We start from the raw sequence: 18,580 nt of genomic DNA, 5'->3' as shown, positions 1-18,580 counted from the left end.
CCGGTCAAGGTCGAGGTACCACTGGAGGATGGCAGTTTGCTGTGGATCCGGGCGTGCCCCCGCTGGTCAGTCCTGTCGCCCAATCCCCGGTCCCGCTGGTCGAGCCTGTCGACCCCAGTCCCCGATCCCCCGTCCCGCTGGTCGAGCCCAGTCCCCGGTCCCGCTGGTCGAGCCTGTCGAGACCCCGCGAGGCAACCTCGAGCCGCTGCTCGCCTGTGACGCGCCGTTATCGCCGAACCGGACTCGCCTGCCCGGCGAGCTGGTGCGCATCCAGTGCGAAGAGGTCGCGGGTACCCGCGATTGCTGCCCCCAGGAGGCCCGTGCACTGCGGCAACACCTGCTCGGCCCAGAACCGAGCCAACACCAGCTGGCTGTCCGCCAATGCGGTGTCGCCCGTTGCCGGAGCCGCCACCGCAGCCCGTGCCAGCAGCCACCCGCCGGTGCACAGTCCCCACATCCGCAGGTACGGCGTCGAGCCCGCGAGCACCGCGTTCGGGTCGGTCTGACCGGTGCGAAGCATCCACTCGGTGGCTTGCTCGAGGGCGTCGAACTGCCGACCGAGCTCCTCGCGGATCGTGTCGAACTCGGGACCAGCGCCGGCCAATTCCGCACTGATTTCGCGCATCGTTGCGAGGAGTTCCCGCACCGACGCTCCCCCGCGCACGCCGAGCTTTCGACCCACGAGGTCGGCAGCCTGGATGCCATTCGTGCCTTCGTAGATCGCGGCGATGCGTACGTCACGCAGGTGCTGAGCCGCGCCGGTCTCCTCGATGTAGCCCATACCGCCGTGCACTTGCAGAGCAAGCGAGGTGAGCTCATTGCCCAGGTCAGAACCGAACGACTTGCAGATCGGCGTCAGGATGCCGACGATCTCGTTTGCGCGGGCACGCGCGGCGGGATCGGGATCGTTGGTGCTGCGGTCGACATAACTCGCGTCGAGCAGCATCAGGTAGCGGAGCGCCGCGAGCGAGGACCGCTGTGTCAGCAGCATCCGTCGCACATCGGGGAACTCGATGATCGCCGAATCGACGCCAGTTGCGCCGATCGCGAGGCCCTGCCGCCGCTCTTGCGCGTAGGCGAGTGACTGCTGGTAGGCGCGTTCGGCGACCGCGAGGCCTTGCATTCCCACCGAAAGCCGGGCGCTGTTCATCATCACGAACATGATGCGCATACCCAAGTTTTCGCCGCCGAGGAGGTAGCCGGTGGCGTCCTCATAGGAGAGCACACAGGTGGGTGCACCGTGGATTCCCATCTTGTGTTCCAACGACAGGGTGTGCACCCCGTTGCGTTCGCCGAGCGATCCGTCATCGTTGACCAGAAACTTCGGAACGAGGAAACAGGAGATGCCCTTGGTTCCCGCCGGGGCACCCGGGGTGCGGGCGAGCACGAGGTGAACGATCTGCTCCGCCATGTCGTGATCGCCGAAGGTGATGAAGATCTTCTGTCCGGTGAGGGCATAACTGCCATCGGGGCGCGGCACGGCACGTGTGGTCAATGCGCCGACATCCGAACCTGCCTGCGGCTCGGTCAGGTTCATCGTGCCCGTCCACTCACCACTGACCATCCGGGGCAGATAGCGCTTTTTCTGGTCCTCGTCGCCGTAGTGCAGGAGCGCCTCAATCGCCCCCTGCGTCAAGAGTGGACAGAGTGCGAACGCCATGTTCGCCGAGGTCATCATTTCCTGGATGATCAGGCCAACGGTTCGGGGAAAACCTCCGCCACCAAATTCCTCGGGGAGCGGCACCGAGCCCCACCCCGCTTCAACGTACTGGTGATAGGCCTCTGTGAACCCGGTGGGCGTCATGACCGAGCCATCCGGCTGGCGGCGCGCACCCTCACTATCGCCGGACTGGTTTGTTGGGGCCACCACCTCGGCCATGAACTCACCGCATTGCTCGATCAGTTCGACCACGGTGTCGAGGTCGGCATGCTCAAATCCTGGAAGGTTGGCGATCTCCGGATAGCCCACAACGTGCTCAAGGGCGAACGCAATGTCGGCAATTGGCGGCTGGTATCGAATCATGCCGATAGCGTACCGGGCCAACCCGTGCGGCACAGGATTACTTTTTTCGGAGGGCTCGACAAACGGAAGTTGAACGGATGCGGGTTCGGTTACAGCGCAGGCACCGCGGTCGACCCCGCGCGCCAACCTCAACACGCAGCCACACGATCCCCGTCCCGTTGGTCGAGCCTGTCGAGACCCCGTAGGCCAACCTCAACACGCAGCCACTCGATCTCGACAGGCTCGATCCACGGGCGGCTCGATCCACGGGCGGCTCGATCCACGGGCGGCTCGATCAACGGGCGGCTCGAGCCGCCCGCGCGACGGCTAGCGCGGCCAGAGGGGTGAATCGAGGGCGCTGTCGAGATCCGCCAACAAGGCCTGCACCTGCGGTTCGACGTGCGCCGCAATTCCCGCCCTGATGCGCTCCCTCTGCTCGCCGAGTCGCACACAGATGCGCTGTCCGAGCGCATCGGCGAAGTCGTCGGCGAGCCTCAGTTCAACCCGGAGCGCTGCCTTCTCTTCGGTGCTGAGCGGTGTCGGCGGCAGCGGCCGGAGGGGCTCGGTGTCTTCGGGGAATGGTTCATCGTCATCCGTCGCCTCGGCCAACTCGCCGAACGTGAACAGATACGGGGAATCATCGGTGGGCAGGGGGTCGAGATCGAGCCCCCTATATTCCAGGTCGAGACCCTCGGTCGGTCGATACGTCGTACTGCGTCGGCGCTCGTCGTTGCGTCGCAACTCACGGCTGAGCAGCGGAAGATTAAGAGCGGTGTATTCGTCGACGGCCGCATCGATGAGGGCCTTCATTCGCATCGCCAGCGCATGCTGGACGGCGTGCGGAACATCGGTGGCCAGACCGGCCGTTGCCATGATCGGTGAGCCGAAACACTGACGGCACAGCCGGGAACGACCGCGGTGCGTTCCGGGGCGCCACCGTGGTAGCCAGCGCAGCCACGTATCGACCTCGTGGTCGACACGTGCTTCGATGGAACCGTCCATGAGGCCCAGGGTAGTCGCCCGCGTGAGCGCTGTCAGCATTCCGCCCGTGTTATTCGCCGCGGCGCTCCCACGGCCAGAGCGGACGCCCGTGCTCACCCACCCGGGCGGCAAGAATCCACGAGTAAACCAGCGTCACGATGACGGCCAGAATGCCGACGGCCAGCGCGAAAGGACTGACCAGCATCGACTCGGTGAAGGTCAGCACATCAAAGAGCGCACCTGTTCCGAGGGCGTAGAGCGCTGCACCGACAAGGATGAACACGGCGTAGGTCAAAACCCCGGTGAGAAAAGCGAACCCGACGGCGACGTATTGCTCGGCGGGCGGGCGGCCCACCCCCTCGATCAGAAGCATGACGAAGACCGTGATGACCGCGGCCCCCGACATGGTCGGACCGACGAGCGGACCGGCATCCGCCTGCTGAATCACGTCATTGTTGGTGGCGAGGCTGATAAGGCCGAGGGCTGCCACCACCAACGCAAGGTACAGAACCGTGGCGAACAGAGCAACGATCGTGGCGTACTTCTGTTCGTCGCGCATCGTTACTCTGCCCGTTTCACCGGCTCGATTCCCCTAAAGGGAGGTGGCGAGCTGGGGTCCTTCGGCGAGTAGACGGTCGTATTCCTGGCGTGCTTCGATGTTGCGGGCCGAGACCTTGCGCCCGCGCGCCGCAATCCACGCGCCGAACCAAATCGGAACCTCACGGGCGATGATGGCCGAGGCGATCGCTCCAGGGTTCAGCCACTGAGTGCCGATGAATTGGGCGGCCTCGCGCGGCGTGTAGTTCCAGGCGTTCACGGTGAGCAGCGCCCCGCCGATGTAGGAGAAGTAGACCACGACGGCCACGAGGAAGCCGAAGAACACATAGTTCCACCAGCCGCCGCGATTGACAATAGCGATAAGCAAGGAGAAAGCGATGAAGAAGAAGATCACCGGGATGTAAAAGACCGGGCGCACGACGAATCCGGAAAAGGCACTAACGGCCTGCTCAACGGTGCTGCTGGTGATGCCGACGATCAGGAACGCGACGACAGAGAACAGCGCAGCGTAAGCGACGGTCGCGAGAAGCGCGATCAGGATGCCGCCGCCACGGTTACCGGCCGGCGTTGGCGGGGTGGGGGCCTGCACGTAAATCGGGGTGGGGAGCTGGTCGGCCGTCCGTTGCGGCGCGACGGTCAGAGCGGGGGTATAGACCGCGGCCGGAGTGTCGATCACACGAGGGGCGACCAGCACCTCCCGACTGTCGATGGGGTCCGGCGCGTCGACATGGGCCGTGCTTTCACCCTCGACAGCACGACTCACCGGCGCCGGGCCTTCACGGTGGGCGGCGGATTCCTCCGGCACGACGGGCGCCTCACCCGCGGGGGGCTCGGCCATCGCCGGCACGAACGTTTCGTGCGCGACCGAACCGGCGGCAACCGGCGCGGGAAAGAGCGCATCGTTGAGATCGCTGGTGTCTGTCATGTCTTCAGGGCCGACTGGCGCGGGCGCAAAGACGCGGGGCTGCGGTTCGACCACAGGCTCTACGGTCTCGATCGCATCGGCCGCCGACGCGCGTGAATCCGCTTCGGCGGGAGTCGTGCTTTTGTCAGGTGTTGTCTCGCTCATACTGCACTCCTCGTGGCCGGGGCCCTGTTTGTTCAGTGCAACTGTACCAACGGCGTTCCCCAGATCAGCGGACATCCTGCGGGTTTCAGCGCGGGCCGACCGGAATCGACGCCGTGGGTTAGTTGCCGCTGGCCTCCGCCGTACCGGTCGCGGGCGGAGCGTCCGTTCCCGCCGAAACGTCGGTGGGCACTAGCACATAGATGAGGCCAGACACGGTCGCCGTGACCGACCCGGGGGTGGAGGTATCCGTTGCAGTGGTCAGGCCTGTGGCCATGAAAAGGCGTGTGCCGCTCTGCAGACCTTTGACGAAATTTAACACGGAGTCGTAACTACCGGAGACGTTGATTTGCACCGGAAGTGATGCAAAATTTGAGGCTGTGATCAGGGAGTTCGTGACCGGCGGCGCACCGGCCGCCGGCGCTGCGGGCACCGCATCCACGCCATCGATCGGTGCGGGGGCGGCCTCCGTTCCCGCGGCAACGGGGGCCTCGACGGGAACCACCGGCGTGTACGGCTGCGGGTCAGACATCGTGACACTGTCGAGCCGCACCAGCGCCGCACTGGTCATCGCATCAAGCTGCTCAAGGAACGCCGGAACCTCGGTGTCGGTCGGCACCGAGGCGTCGAGCGGGGCAAGTTCCTGTTTGAGAGTCTCAATATTCGCGAAGTCCTTCTTCAGCTTCTCGAGGCCGGCCGCGTGGGTCGCATTGGTCGCCTCCACCGTCGCGCGTTGCATCGTGGCGACCTGCGCCAAAGCAAGTTGCGGCTGCACGGCGAGAAACCACCCACCGACGACCAATGCGGCCATCAGCAGAATAGAGCCGATCGCCCACATTCGATTCTTGTCCATGGCTACTTCTCCGTAACGAAGCGCTGCGCGAACGCCGCTGAATTGACGTGCATCGTGATGCTGACGGTGTTGACGCCAGTTGTGGAATCGAGTGTGACCGAGGTGGGCAGAGCATCCGAGTAACCCGGAAGGGTCTTCAACGCGGCGAGCCACGTAGGTACGTCGGGCAGCACCATGCTTGTCGCGGTGAAACTGATCGTGGCGACACGCTCGCCCTGCAGCGGAGCCGTGGGCTGAGCAAAGATTGCCATCGGGGATGCGGTGTCGACGCTCACCGTGTCAATCGAGACGCTGCCGGGAAGCGTGGCCCTGACCTGCTCAAGGTAGGCCTTCCAGTCGATCTCCGTGGATGCTCCGACCTGCTGTGCCGCCTCGACCAGGGCGAGCTGGCTCTGCACGGTGCGGACTTCTGAATAGGTGGCCTGCTCCTGTAGAAGTTCAGCCGTGCGCGCCTGTTCGACGAGCAGCGCCTCCTGCGATTGCATCGCATAGACCGTCGCCGCGCCGGCACCGAGCAGCACGACCACCAGAACGCCGATCACCCCGACGCCGAGTCGGCGACCGACGAGCTGGGCTGTTCGTTCCTTCAGAATCTCGGGTGGAAGCAGGTCCACGCGCGGCTCGCCGCCGACCAGGAGGGTCACGGCGTTCGTGACGCGGCTCATGCTGCGCACCCCAGGGCCAGGCCAAAGGCCACGGCGAAATCCAAGCCACTGCCGCGAAGCTGCTCGGCATTGACACCGCGCGCCAAGCCAATCTCGGCGAACGGATCGCCCGCAACGACCTCGAGTCGTGTCATCTCGGCCAGCGCTTCGGGCAGCCCGACCAGCCGGGTTCCCCCGCCGCTCACCACAATGCGCTGAACCGGGTCAGTCGGGCGCGTATTGATCCAGTAATTGATGGTGTTCCGCAGACTGGTCAGCTGGTCGCTGGCCACCCGATAGATAATCTCCAGGGCCTTCTGCTCGGCAGGAGTGGAGATCGCAGCGGCCAATCCCAGCGCCCGCTTGGCGGATTCTGCAGTCTGGGGATCCGTCTCAAGCCCGGTCATGAGCTCGCGGGTGAGGTCGTCCCCACCCGTCGGAATGATGCGCACAAACTGAGGCACGCCGTTTTTGGCGATGACGACACTGGTCGTGCTCGCGCCCACATCGATGAGGGCGACGGTGCCCATCAGGCGCGGTCTGGCCAGCATCACACGGGTGAGCGCGAACGGAATCAGGTCGACGTCGACGGTGGTGAGACCGGCCAGTTGGGTGGCTTTCACGTTGCCGAGCACCGCTTCTTTCACCGCCGCAATAAGCAATCCGTTGACGACGGGCCCGTGCTCTCCCATCGACTCTGAGATCGGGTAGAAGTCGAGCAGCGCCTCCGCGACCGGAACCGGCAGCATCTCCTGCACCTCGAAGGGGAGCGACTCACGGATGCGTGCACGCGACATCTTGGGAACTGTCAGGTCACGAGCAAGCACACGCTGGTTGCCCATGCCGAGCACCACGTTCTTGGTCTTGAACCCGCCCTTGCTCCACAGCTCTTTGAGCGCGCTGGCGACAGTGTTGGGCTCGACGACCTCACCACTGGACACTGCTCCGGCGGGGAGCGCGACCTCAAAGTAGCGCTGCAGCGTTGGCTTGGCCTTCGCTGGATCGCGTACCTCCACCGCGCGCAGCGCGGCGCTGCCGATGTCTATTCCGACGACACTCGTTGCCATGGGCCTACTCCTTTGTTTCTGAACTGACAGTCCTCATGCGACGCCGAGGAGCGAGAGATAGGCGCTCCACAGGGAACCGCCGAAGAAGATGCCGACCCACGCGCCCGCCAGCATCCACGGGCCGAAGGGAATACCGCTCGTGCGGGTGGCCTTACGAGTCAGGAGCAGCCCGATCGAAAAGAGACCGCCGAGCACGAATGCAGCGAACGCACCGACGATGAGCTCGCCCCAGCCGAGAAAGCCAAGATAGAGGCCGAGGACACCGGCCAGCTTCACATCGCCGAACCCCATGCCACCCGGGTAGGCGAGCGCCATCAGCAGGTAGGCGAGCCCGAGCACGGCGAGCCCGATTCCGGCGCGAAGTAGCGCGTCGAGGTCACCGCCGAGCAGCCCGGCGGCACCGAGTAGCACGGCGCCGACGATGTAGCTCGGCAGCACGATGGCGTTCGGCAGACGCTTCACATCGAGGTCGATCACGGCCAGCGCGATGCTGATCGCCGCTAGATAGAGGAATGCGATGACGGTGAGGACGCCCGCGACGGTCCCGCTGGTCGAGCCGATCTCGCTGGTCGAGCCGAACCCGCTGGTCGAGCTTGTCGAGACCCCGCCAGCCACAAGACCCCACACGACAACCGCGAACGCGACCCCTGTACCGAGCTCGACCAACGGATATCGCACCGAAATCGCAGTGGCGCAGTTGCGGCATTTCCCTCGTAATAGCAGCCATGACACGACTGGGATGTTGTCGAACGGTTTGATCCCGCTGCCACACCGTGGGCAGGTGCTGGGCGGCGAGACGACCGACATTCCATTCGGCACCCGATAGACGACGACGTTCAGGAATGAGCCGACGAGCAGGCCGAAGACTCCCGCCGTCACCGTGAGAATCACCGACGCCTCATTCACCCCGGGAGGAATCATGGAACGGGATTTCCGTCCGCGGTGAAGGCCCGCGCGGTGTCAGCAACCAGAGTCGTTCCGTAGGTCGTCGATACGGGCGTGAGGAACTTGGGTGGGGCTGTCGTTTTCAACCGCCCATCGTAGTTGTACCGCTTCACGTAGCCGCCGTTTTGCGAGACGATGCCTCGATACTTTTGGGCGATCGCACCCGTCACCCGCAGTTCGCCACGCTTGGAACCCAGGTTGTAGTTCTGCACCATGAAGGTGTTGTCCACCGAGAGGATTGCCGCCTGGATCGTGCGGAAGCCATCCGTGAGCAGAGTTTTGTTGTTTTTGTCGACGGGGTTCCACACCCACACCGCATGGTTGCCGACGAGGCCCAGCATGTCCCGATCCACATCGGCGTACGTGAGTTCACCCGTGACATAGACGTAGTTGGCCGCCGCAACAGTTGCCCTCCCTTTCAACGCCCCCTGAATAAAGACATCGCCGTTCCGGCAGCCATACGCCGTTGTGGAAGGCGCCACCTCGAAGGTCGAACCCACTTTCGAGGGGTAGCCGATTCCGTTACCGACGACAGTGGTGTCAACCCCGGTGCAGCCGGTAAAGCCGGGGCTCGGCGGGGTCGACGCCCAGTAGTTCGGGTCGGCGCTACCCCCTGGCACAGCCTGCACGAAAATCAGGTTGTTATCGGGAACTTTGATCTTCTGCCCGGCCACCGAGCCGAGCCCGCCGGTGCCCGGAGTGCCGCACTCCGCCAGAATGACCCCCGCAGCGGGAGCCTGTTTCGCACCGGCCTGGGTGTAGAGGGTCCACGGCGAGCGCACGGTCATATAGCCATCGTTCGTGAACGTGATCTTGGTCGGCCCGGTGTAAAGACAGCCCGGGCGCGGAACATCCTGCGGCTGATCGACCTGCGTTTCCCGTCTCATGTCGGAGTTCGTCTTGGGGAAGGTCACCGACGAGTCGACGCTCGGGGGCCCGCCCGTGGGTGGCGTTCCCCATTTCTGACCGGTGCAGGTGGCCCCGCCGTTGCCACCGGTCGTCTTGGAATAGTGGGGATACGTGGGGTAGGCCGATGTGACGGTCATGGTGAAGGTTGCATCGCAGATGTGCATGACGTCATTGGAGTGCACCGGGCCGTTCAGAATGTCGCCTCCCGCGAACGTGATCTCGGTGCAGCCCGTGCGAAATCCGGTCACCTCCCAGGCGTATTTGGGGTCGATGCAGGTGGATTTTCCTGCGCCGTCGACAGTGAACTGGGGGTCCTGGATCTCATAGTCGGTGATGTACAGAAAATCGATGAACCCCCGCCCCTTCAGGTTCGCCACAACTGACCGTGTGGCCTCTCCGACCTTGCCGGTGGAGCGCACGCGGAGAACACCCGAATCTTGAAACCGTGAGTTGTCCACCTCGTAGCGGAACCACGCTGTGCCACCGCTTCCTTGCACACTCGCCCAGCCACCGGCCTTGTCGACATCGAAAGCGGGGTTCGGCGAGATGGGCGGTATGACCTTGCTCCCGGTCTTCACCGTCAGATCTGCCTTCTTGTTGCCGTATTGCCCGTACGAACTGTCGCCCGTGAGTCGGCTCTGATACTCGTCGACGCCCGCATAGGCCGCCGACAACGCCCCCGCCGAGTCCTGATCCTGCTTCGCCTTTTTCAACCCGCCAACAGAGAAGGTCATCGCCGTGACCATCACAATGAGAAGCACCACGCCGATGCCGAGCACCATGACCATGGCGAAGCCGCGCTCTGACTCTGTGCGGTGGAGTCGTTGTGAAAGCCAGATCATCAGGGTCCTGCCTTAAACGAGAGGTTCGGAAGTCGGATGGAATTGACAAGCGTGACCGGCTTGGCCGATGCCCCCTCAGCTGCCTGCACAACAAGCGTGACTTTGACCGACGCAATCGTGGCGAGTTGCGCCGCAGTGAAACCCGAACCGGGAATGGTGAGGAGTGCGCCTGTGGAGTCCAGGTAACTGAACACCGTTGCGGGTGCCGCAGGCGCGGTGATCTTTCCTGGCATCGTGCGGGTCGACGTCAACGGATTCGTTCCGTCGAAGATCCACAGCCCGGTTGCACCTGCCTTCGCCGACCAGCGCTTCTCGACGAGCAGCCGGGTCGCGGGATCAACGGCGAATTCAACCTTCACCGGCTGTGGACTCACCGCCGTGACGTCGACATAGGAATACAGAACGAGCTGCTCAGCTTTGGCTGTGACGAATGCCGGGGCGTCCGTGCCCCCCGCGACCGGGTTGGTTGCACCCGAGCGGATGACGCGACTCGTCTCATTCATGACGTTCGCCGCGGTTGAGGTGTTGATGGTTGCGGCGCTGCCCCGCGTCACCGAGCTCGAGGAGTTGACAAAGACTCCGACCACAATCGCACTGAGAATACCAACCAGCACCATGGTCACCAGCAGCTCGATCAGGCTGATTCCGCCGTCTGTGCCACGCGCCGCAATCGTGCGCCTGAGGGGAGCCTGCTGGGCTTCGGCGCGGCTCACGGCACACGCTTTCGGGGGTCGAGCGTCACAATGCCGGCGGTCAATTTCGAGGGCGACGTGACCGTCATGTTCGCCTGCGGGACCTTCTTCGCTGCGTTGGCGGTCGCACCGTAGTACAACTGCCACGAGCCGAAAGGCAAGGCAAGCGTGACGGGGGTTGCCGCCAAGACTGCGCCGAACGTATAGGTCATCGTGAGTTGCGCACAGCCGGGATCCGCGGTTCCCGCTGGGGCAGCCACCGATACAGCCGTGACGACTGTTTCTGTGCCGCTTCTGGCCACTGCCACGACGCCCATGGGCACCTGCGCCGTCGCTCCAACCGCTGGAACTATCGCTTGAGGAGCTTGTGCGGCGATGGGTAGCCCCGTCTCATCGGCGCCGGCCGGCCATTCCACGGGGTTCGGCGACAGGCATCCGGGTGTGACATCGTTCTTCGCCAAGTAGTTGCCCGCTACCGCGGCGTACCCATCGCGGAATGGGTACAGGCTGACGGATCGGCTGAGCGCCGCCGCCGGGGCGACCGAGTCGAGGGGAACGTCGGTCGAATGCAGAAGACTGGTGCTCATCTTGGTGGGGATCTTTACTCCGACTGCCGCGAATTCGCTCGCGTAGGCGAGATTCAGGGGAAGCAGTTTGTCCATCGTGAATTTGGCCGAGAGCGATGCTCCCGCCGCGATGGTGAGCGGTGTGCTCGGGGCCACTTTCTGCATGTTGTCGACATAGCCAGGCTTTTTCACCGTGATTGTGTACGCAGCCGGCGGAACCTTGAGTAGATAGCTGCAGCCCTGTGCGTCGGTCGCGCTGGGCGCCGGGGTGATCGATGGGCTGATGGTGATGGTGACGCCCTCGACGCCCTCACCAAGTTCGTTCGAGACCGACACCAGGATGACGCCCTGAGTCTCGTCGCTGATTCGAGACTTGGGAGCGAGCAGAGTATCGGCGCGCACGGGAGTGTCGCCACGCATTCCACTCCACCTCACGGTGACGTTGACACGCTTGTACTGGAGAGCCCCTTTTGCGGCTCCGCAGGCGACGTCTTGGGTGGGGTCTGAGACCCACTGGGTCGACCGGTGCACGGCGAACGTCTGACCGTTCACCGTGACGGGAGCAAGATCGGCGTCCAGAAGTGCGAACAGATCAGAGGCCGATCGGGCGGAATCGATCTCTTGAGCGGCGAGGTTCGCAGCGACCTCACGCGCACGCGAGTCGACGGTCTGCGTGAGCATGGTCATCAAGGAGAAGATCACACCGATGGAGAGGATCGCGAAGACCATCATCGCGACGATCACCTCGACGAGTGAGAGGCCGGCCTCACGGGCCGACGTGACATCCAGACGGGCTCTCGTGCTCTTCATGATTCACCTCCCTCTGACTTCGGGCGTTAGGGCGGTTGGCTACCGTGAAACTGGTGCGGTGGGGCACCGCGGTGCGGCGCCCCACCCGATCAGCGCGAACTTACGGAGTGTCAACTCCACAGACGGTCCCCTTGAGAACACCCTTATCAGTCACGTTGAATTTTGAGGCGCCTGAGCTCTTGCTCGTTCCAATAAGGCAGAAGGGGAACTTGGCGTCTACGGGCGTCGCTTCGACGATCGACACGGTGTTACTGCTGAGGGTCGCACCGTACTTGATGCCGACAGGGTCGGTAGCCCCACCACCGGTTCCCAGCAGTGCGGTGTACGCCTCCGCGTACGTCTTTCCGGAGTTGTCGGTCATGTAGCCCACGACCGCGATCTTCGCGTTCGCCAGGTCGGACTTGGTGCCGGAATCCTTCGCACTGTCCTGCACGCCCAGGTACACCGGGATGGCGATCGCAGCGAGGATGCCGATGATGATGACCACGACGAGAAGCTCGATCAGGGTGAAACCGGTGTCGTCGCCTTCCGTGAGGTTCTTGCGACGGGCGTTGAGGGCGTTGAGCGATTTCGTGAGCACTGTGTTTGTCCATTCAAGAGGTGAATCGGGACCAGCCTTCGGGGTCGAAGGAGTGCTCAGCCTATGTGGAGAAAACTCCCAGTGTCGCCCCGCGAACAGGGGTATATTTGAGAAAATCTCACCCCAGTCCGGGGGTAAAGGCTCATTTCTTGTCCCCCGTGCGGGCGCCGCGAATATCGCTTCTTCGGCGACGATCGCGGCGCGGTTGTGCTCACAAACGCGACTATTTGACCATGCTCGCAATGCTGAAAATCGGCATGTAGAGGGCAACGACCATGCCGCCAATCACAACGCCGAGGAATGCGATCATGAGCGGCTCGATCGCGGCCGTGAGCTGCTCCGTGGCCGACTGCACTTCTTGGTCATAGAAGTCAGCGATCTTGTCGAGCATCAGCTCAAGCGAACCGGCGTCTTCGCCGACCGCGATCATCTGTGTGACCATGGGTGGGAACACTGGCTGGGCCAACAGCGGCGCTGCGATCGATTGCCCCTGTCGCACCGACTCAGCGACCTCCACGAGCGCCTTCTCGATCACCCAGTTGCCCGAGGTCTCCCCCACGATCTTCAACGCGGTCAGAATCGGCACACCCGCGCCGATCATGTTCGAGAAGTTGCGGCTGAACCGAGCGACCGCGATCTTCTTCAGAAGCCGGCCGAAGACGGGAAGCTTGAGCATGAACGGGTCGACCGCGCCGCGCACCCGGTCGGTGTTCTTGTTCCCCCGCCACCACAGCCCGAACGCAATGCCGCCGACAAGCCCGAGCGGTACCACCCAGATCATTGAACGCGAGAGGTAGACCAGCAGCATGGTGGGCGCGGGCAGCCCCCCGCCCATGCCCGAGAACATCTCCTCGAAGATGGGCACGATGAAGATGAGCATGACGGCGACGGCGACCAGCGACATGACCAACACGATCACCGGGTACGTCATCGCCGACTTGATGGTGTCGCGCAGCTTCACCTCCTTCTCAAAGTTCGCGGCGATCGATTCCAACGCGCCGTCGAGAAAACCGCCAGCCTCACCGGCTCTGATCATGTTGACCATGATCGGCGGGAAGCTCTCGCTGTGTTTGCCGAACGCATCGGACACCGACGTGCCGGTCTCAACGTCGTCGCGTACGCGGGCAAGAACTTTCGCCAGCGTTTTATTCTCGGTCTGCTCGGCCAGAATATTGAGGGCGCGCAGCAGCGAGAGACCGGACCCGATCATTGTCGCCATCTGACGACTCATGATGGCGAGATCCTTCAGCCCAACGCCCGAGCTGAACCCCGGAATCGCGATCTCACGGTTCAGCCCCGTGCCCTCCGGCGCCTCGGCGATAGAAATCGGCGAGATTCCCATCGCGTGCAGGCGACTGGAGACGGCCCCCTCGCTCGGAGCATCCACACGCCCCTTGACAGTCTTGCCCTGCGCATTACGCCCGGTGTAGGCGTATGCCTGTGCCGTAGCCATTTAGCGCACCACTCCGGAGTACGAGTCGCCGAAGTCGATGTCAGTGGCCGCGAAGGCTTGCGCTGAAGCCTCGGTCGGCGATTCGATTCGGTTGATCAGGCGGGCGATGCCTTCGGCGTCATGCGCCTTCTCCTGCGCCGAGCGGCGGGTGATCTGACCGCTATTCACAAGGTCGGCCAAATGCTGGTCCATGGTGTGCATGCCCAGGGCGCCCCCGGCCTGCATCATCGAGGTGATCTGGTAGGTCTTGCCCTCACGGATGAGGTTGCCGATGGCCGGGGTCGTGACCAGCACCTCGGTTGCAACGACTCGGCCCCGGCCGTGGGCTTTCTTCACCAGGGTCTGGCAGATCACACCTTGGAGGGTGGCCGCGAGCTGGGCCCGCACCTGGCCCTGCTGGTGCGGCGGGAACACGTCGATCACTCGATCGATGGTCTGCGCGGCATCCTGCGTATGCAGCGTGGCGAAGACGAGGTGGCCGGTCTCGGCCGCCGTCAGCGCGACAGAGATCGTCTCGAGGTCTCGAAGCTCACCGATCAGGATGACGTCGGGGTCTTGCCGCAAAACGTGCTTGAGTGCCGCGGCGAAGCTGTGCGTGTCATGGCCGACTTCACGCTGGTTCACCAGCGCCATCTGGTGCTGGTGCAAGAACTCGATGGGATCTTCGACCGTGACGATGTGGTCGGCGCGGGTGCGGTTGACCAGGTCGATGAGGGCGGCCAGCGTGGTGGACTTACCTGAACCGGTGGGCCCAGTCACCAGCACCAGACCTCGGGGAAGCGTGGCAAACCGGCTGACGGATGCGGGAACCCCCAGGTCGGCCAGCGGCTTGATGTCACGCGGAATCAGGCGGAACGCTCCTCCCACCGATCCGCGTTGAAGATAGAAGTTGACGCGGAATCGCGCCCCACCCGCTGCGTAGGCGAAGTCAAGTTCATGTTCGCGTTCGAACCGAACGATCTGCTCGTCGCTCAGCAGGCTGTACAGGGCCGCCTCCACCCGCTCTCGTGACCACTTCTGCGCGCCGATGAGGGGCTGCAGCGCACCGTCAATGCGGAGGCTCGGCGGCGCACCGACGGTGACGTGCAGGTCGGATGCGTGTTGCAGCACCACTTCTTCGAGCGCGAAGAGCAATTCGGGGTCGGCCGGATTCACAGCGGCCAGCTCCTCCTCGGTCAGCGCGGCGTCATGTTCGACCGGCACGAACACCCGAGGCGCCTCGGCCTCGGGCACGAGCGGCGCCGCAGCGCGACGGCCGGAGGCAACCGTGCGACCGAGCGGCCGGTCAGTCTCCTCGCCGGCGCGTGATGGTCGGAGCACGGCTGCCGCCTGCGGTGGGAACTCTGAGGCGGCCTCGACCTGCACGGCGAACGCCACTGTTTCGACGGGTGGCTCGGTGAACGCGGGCGGCTCAACGTCGGTACTCTCGGCGAGTGAGGCACCTCCGGCAGGCTGGCGCAGGGCGGTCTGAGGAATTGGAATGAGGTACGGCGCGGGGTCCGGCGCATACGCCGGCGCGGCTGTGGGAGGCGCCAGCGGAGACACTGACGAAACGGCGGGCGGTGCCAGCTGAGTCACCGGCAAGCCGCTGGGCGGACCGGCCGGCCCCGCTGGGCTGCTCGGTGGGAAGACCGGGTTCGCCGTCGGCAGCGGCGTCGCGGACTGCTCTGCGAGCTCGGCCAGCAGGGACTCAAAAGTCGGCCGATCGGCGTCGGTTGGCGTCACCCGCGACGGCGCCCAGCCACCCAACCCGTCATCACTCCCGGATCCGTCCGCCGGCGTCATCGGAATCTCAAAAATCGGCTTGTCCATGCTCGTTCCCCTTTCACCATGCGGGCGTCTTTAGGCAACGACTCGCAAAATCTCTTCAATCGAGGTGAGGCCCATCTTGGCCTTCTCCCACCCGTCCTCCCGAAGGGTCACCATGCCCTCCGCCCGAGCGGTTCGGCCGATGTCCGCGCTCGAGGCGCGCGCAACAGCCAGACGCTCGATGTCTTCGGATACCGCCATCACTTCGTGAATGGCAATGCGCCCGCGGTAGCCGGTGTTCGAGCAACTCGCACAACCGGCGGGCTGGTAGATCACAGGCAACTCCAGCGTCGGATCGAAACCGAGGCGCAGCCGGATGAGGTCCTCGGCTGCGTACTGCACGGGCTGCTTGCAGCGGTCGCAGAGCCGACGCGCAAGCCGCTGGGCCACCACGCAGTCCAGTGCGCTCCCGACGAGGAATGGCTCGATTCCCATCTCGGTCAACCGCGTGATGGCGCTCGGCGCATCATTGGTGTGGAGCGTCGAAAGCACCAGGTGGCCGGTCAGTGAGGCCTCGATGGCGATCTGCGCCGTCTCGTGGTCTCGGATTTCTCCCAGCAGCACGACATCCGGATCGCTGCGCAAAATTGAGCGCAGCGCGCTCGCAAAGGTGAGGCCCGCCTTCGGATTCACCTGCACCTGGTTGATTCCCGTCATGCGGTACTCAACCGGGTCTTCGACCGTGATGACGTTGATTTCGGGTCGGGCAACGGCGTGCAGCGTCGTGTAGAGCGTCGTTGATTTACCGGACCCGGTCGGCCCGGTGACCAGGATCATGCCGTAGGGCTTCGTGTACGAGGCCTGATAGGTCTGGTAGTTGCGCTCGAGCAGGCTGAGATCACGCAGGCTCATGCTGGAACTCGAATTGTCGAGAATTCGCATGACCACTTTCTCGCCCCACACCGTCGGCAGGGTGGCGACGCGCAGATCGATCTGGCGACCGCCGTGGCTGACTGACATGCGGCCGTCCTGCGGTTTGCGACGCTCAGCGATGTCGATGTCGCTCATGATCTTGAGCCGAGAGATCACGCCGTTCTGGATACTCTTGGGCGCGGCCCTCATCTCGTGCAGAACGCCATCGATGCGATAGCGCACGCGCAGGCTGTGCTCGCCCGGTTCGATGTGAATATCGGAGGCCTTGTCGATGATTGCCTGGCTGACCAGAAGATTCACGAAGCGCACGATTGGTGCGTCGTCGTCACCAGGATCCGAGACGCCGAACGCGGTGACCTCGACCGGCGCGTTCTCCTCCTCCATTGTCGAGGTGAGTGAACTGAGTTCGTCGTCGGCTCGGTGATAGCGATCGATCGCCGCACGCAAATCCTCGCGTTCGGCGACGACGGGCTTGACGCTCATTCCGGCCGCTGCACGCACATCATCACCGGCAAAAACATTGCCAGGGTCGACCATGGCCAACACCAGGCGCCCACCTTCGAGAGCGATCGGCAGCACATCGTGGCGCTGGCAGACCGCGGCCGGAACCAGGGCGACTGCCAGCCGGTCGACGTCGTAGTCGAGGAGTTCGACGAACGGCAGGTTTGCTTGGGCGGCACGTGCCCGAGCGAATTGCACCTCGGTGATCACACCGCTGTCAACGAGCGCCCGAGCCGCACTCTCATCGGCCGGGTCACCGGCCATCATCGTGTCAAGATGTTCGATCGGAAGCAGGCCGTGCAGAATCAGAATTTCGGTCAGGGTAGCCACGTAAACCTCCCTCGGGCGGGGTTTCTGGGCGGAACCCGGGTCGCAGAAAGTACTCATTACCTTCTCCAGTCCGGGGATCGTCGGGACGAGCGCCCCATAGTATCCACCGGTAACTGCCGTTTACCATCCCCTCCAGTGGGGGTATACAAACGCAGACACCCCCGTTGAGGTGAGAAAATGTCACGACCTCCGGGGCCGACTTTTATGCACCGCGTGCCGTCTTCATTGGCAAGCAGCCCCCACTGCGTCCCCCAGGCGGCACCGAACCGCGCAGGTATTCTGCTGCTGTTTCCGCGAAAAAATATACAAAAGAGCCCCTACCCCCAGAACGAGTGGGGGTAGGGGCCAAGAACGGCCCTGTTCCCAGGGCCATGCGGTAGATCGAGGTCTAGCCGGCTGCGGCTTCGGGGGGCAACGGTACGCTGGCTCCGGGCAACGCGTAGATGAATCCCCTGATGGCAGCCTCCACCACATCCGGCGTGACGGGATCAATCGATGTCTCCAGGCCAGTGACCATGACCAGTCGGCCCTGCGTCTGCAAACCGTTGACGAAACTCAGAATCTGATCGTAACTTCCCCTGATGGTGACCTCCACGGCCAGCGAAGCCATACTGGTCGGGGTGATCAGCGGGTCGGTGACAGGCGGTGCCCCCACTTCGGACACGGCAGGAGTCGCGGGAGCGACCGCTTCGCCTGACGAGGAGCCGGCCTCAGCGCCCTCTGCATCCGGCGAAGTAGTGGGGACGGTCGACAGATAGGCTTCAGGCTGGTCCAGGGTGACCCCGGTCAACGTCACACCGTTGGCGGCCGCCAACGCATCTAGCTCGTTGAGGAAGCGAGGCGCCTCGACGAGCCGCGGCACCGAGACCATCAGTGTGTTCCGCTCTGCCTTCAGGGCGTCGATACCCTCAAAGTCTTTTTTGAGTTTCACCAAAGTGATCTCATGCTGCACGTTCTGATCAGAGGCGAAAGCCCGGTCTTCATTCGCCAGAGCCGTCGCGGCCAGCTGGGGCTGGACCCCAAAGCTCCAGCCCACCATCAGCACGACCACCATGATGACAACGGAGCCGAGTACCCAGATTCTGTTCGATTTCATGAT

General features: G+C 63.8%; 16 protein-coding genes. All 16 read right to left on the bottom strand.

Translation table 11 applies throughout. The features are described from left to right. Window positions 1-226 precede the first annotated feature (226 nt). Window positions 227-2,023, bottom strand: coding sequence for an acyl-CoA dehydrogenase family protein (locus tag HNR05_RS16515; protein WP_179580128.1), 1,797 nt, complete (start codon window positions 2,021-2,023; stop codon window positions 227-229). Window positions 2,024-2,329: 306 nt separating this feature from the next. Next, window positions 2,330-3,004: a spermidine/putrescine ABC transporter substrate-binding protein gene (locus tag HNR05_RS16510; RefSeq protein ID WP_179580127.1), complete on the bottom strand. Its 675-nt coding sequence runs from the start codon at window positions 3,002-3,004 to the stop codon at window positions 2,330-2,332. A 49-nt stretch (window positions 3,005-3,053) separates the two neighbouring features. After that, window positions 3,054-3,542, bottom strand: a complete 489-nt coding sequence (locus HNR05_RS16505; protein WP_179580126.1) for a DUF6121 family protein — start codon at window positions 3,540-3,542, stop codon at window positions 3,054-3,056. 33 nt (window positions 3,543-3,575) lie between these two features. After that, window positions 3,576-4,610: a hypothetical protein gene (locus HNR05_RS16500; RefSeq protein ID WP_179580125.1), complete on the bottom strand. Its 1,035-nt coding sequence runs from the start codon at window positions 4,608-4,610 to the stop codon at window positions 3,576-3,578. A 118-nt stretch (window positions 4,611-4,728) separates the two neighbouring features. After that, the gene (locus tag HNR05_RS16495; RefSeq protein ID WP_179580124.1) at window positions 4,729-5,460 is read right to left on the bottom strand and encodes a type IV pilus inner membrane component PilO; all 732 of its coding nucleotides are present in this window, start codon (window positions 5,458-5,460) and stop codon (window positions 4,729-4,731) included. A 2-nt stretch (window positions 5,461-5,462) separates the two neighbouring features. Next, entirely contained in the window at window positions 5,463-6,125 is a 663-nt protein-coding gene (locus tag HNR05_RS16490) for a hypothetical protein (RefSeq protein WP_179580123.1), read from the bottom strand. Next, complete coding sequence (gene pilM, locus HNR05_RS16485; RefSeq protein ID WP_179580122.1) at window positions 6,122-7,171, bottom strand: type IV pilus assembly protein PilM; 1,050 nt, start codon at window positions 7,169-7,171, stop codon at window positions 6,122-6,124. Before pilM ends, HNR05_RS16490 begins: the two co-directional genes overlap by 4 nt. 33 nt (window positions 7,172-7,204) lie before the next feature. After that, window positions 7,205-8,092 carry a prepilin peptidase gene (locus tag HNR05_RS16480; protein WP_179580121.1) on the bottom strand — a complete coding sequence of 296 codons (888 nt, stop codon included), beginning with the start codon at window positions 8,090-8,092 and terminating at the stop codon, window positions 7,205-7,207. Continuing rightward, window positions 8,089-9,867 carry a hypothetical protein gene (locus tag HNR05_RS16475; RefSeq protein WP_179580120.1) on the bottom strand — a complete coding sequence of 593 codons (1,779 nt, stop codon included), beginning with the start codon at window positions 9,865-9,867 and terminating at the stop codon, window positions 8,089-8,091. The genes HNR05_RS16480 and HNR05_RS16475 overlap by 4 nt, the downstream gene beginning before the upstream one ends. Beyond that, window positions 9,867-10,580, bottom strand: a complete 714-nt coding sequence (locus HNR05_RS16470; protein WP_179580119.1) for a type II secretion system protein — start codon at window positions 10,578-10,580, stop codon at window positions 9,867-9,869. The genes HNR05_RS16475 and HNR05_RS16470 overlap by 1 nt, the downstream gene beginning before the upstream one ends. Then, window positions 10,577-11,935 (bottom strand): prepilin-type N-terminal cleavage/methylation domain-containing protein, encoded by a 1,359-nt coding sequence (locus tag HNR05_RS16465; RefSeq protein ID WP_179580118.1) that lies wholly within the window; start codon window positions 11,933-11,935, stop codon window positions 10,577-10,579. Before HNR05_RS16465 ends, HNR05_RS16470 begins: the two co-directional genes overlap by 4 nt. A 100-nt stretch (window positions 11,936-12,035) precedes the next feature. Then, the gene (locus tag HNR05_RS17845) at window positions 12,036-12,515 is read right to left on the bottom strand and encodes a type II secretion system protein (protein ID WP_343062653.1); all 480 of its coding nucleotides are present in this window, start codon (window positions 12,513-12,515) and stop codon (window positions 12,036-12,038) included. 223 nt (window positions 12,516-12,738) lie between these two features. After that, complete coding sequence (locus tag HNR05_RS16455) at window positions 12,739-13,968, bottom strand: type II secretion system F family protein (protein WP_179580117.1); 1,230 nt, start codon at window positions 13,966-13,968, stop codon at window positions 12,739-12,741. After that, complete coding sequence (locus HNR05_RS17840; protein ID WP_281369835.1) at window positions 13,969-15,780, bottom strand: PilT/PilU family type 4a pilus ATPase; 1,812 nt, start codon at window positions 15,778-15,780, stop codon at window positions 13,969-13,971. Between the two features lie 30 nt (window positions 15,781-15,810). Further along, window positions 15,811-17,481 carry a GspE/PulE family protein gene (locus tag HNR05_RS16445; RefSeq protein ID WP_343062652.1) on the bottom strand — a complete coding sequence of 557 codons (1,671 nt, stop codon included), beginning with the start codon at window positions 17,479-17,481 and terminating at the stop codon, window positions 15,811-15,813. A gap of 388 nt (window positions 17,482-17,869) precedes the next feature. Further along, window positions 17,870-18,577, bottom strand: a complete 708-nt coding sequence (locus HNR05_RS16440) for a hypothetical protein (RefSeq protein WP_179580116.1) — start codon at window positions 18,575-18,577, stop codon at window positions 17,870-17,872. Window positions 18,578-18,580 lie beyond the last annotated feature (3 nt).

This window comes from Leifsonia psychrotolerans, assembly GCF_013410665.1.
Lineage (GTDB): Bacteria > Actinomycetota > Actinomycetes > Actinomycetales > Microbacteriaceae > Cryobacterium > Cryobacterium psychrotolerans_A.
Note: the sequence above shows the minus strand (reverse complement) of the source record. Positions and strands in the feature narration are given on the sequence as shown.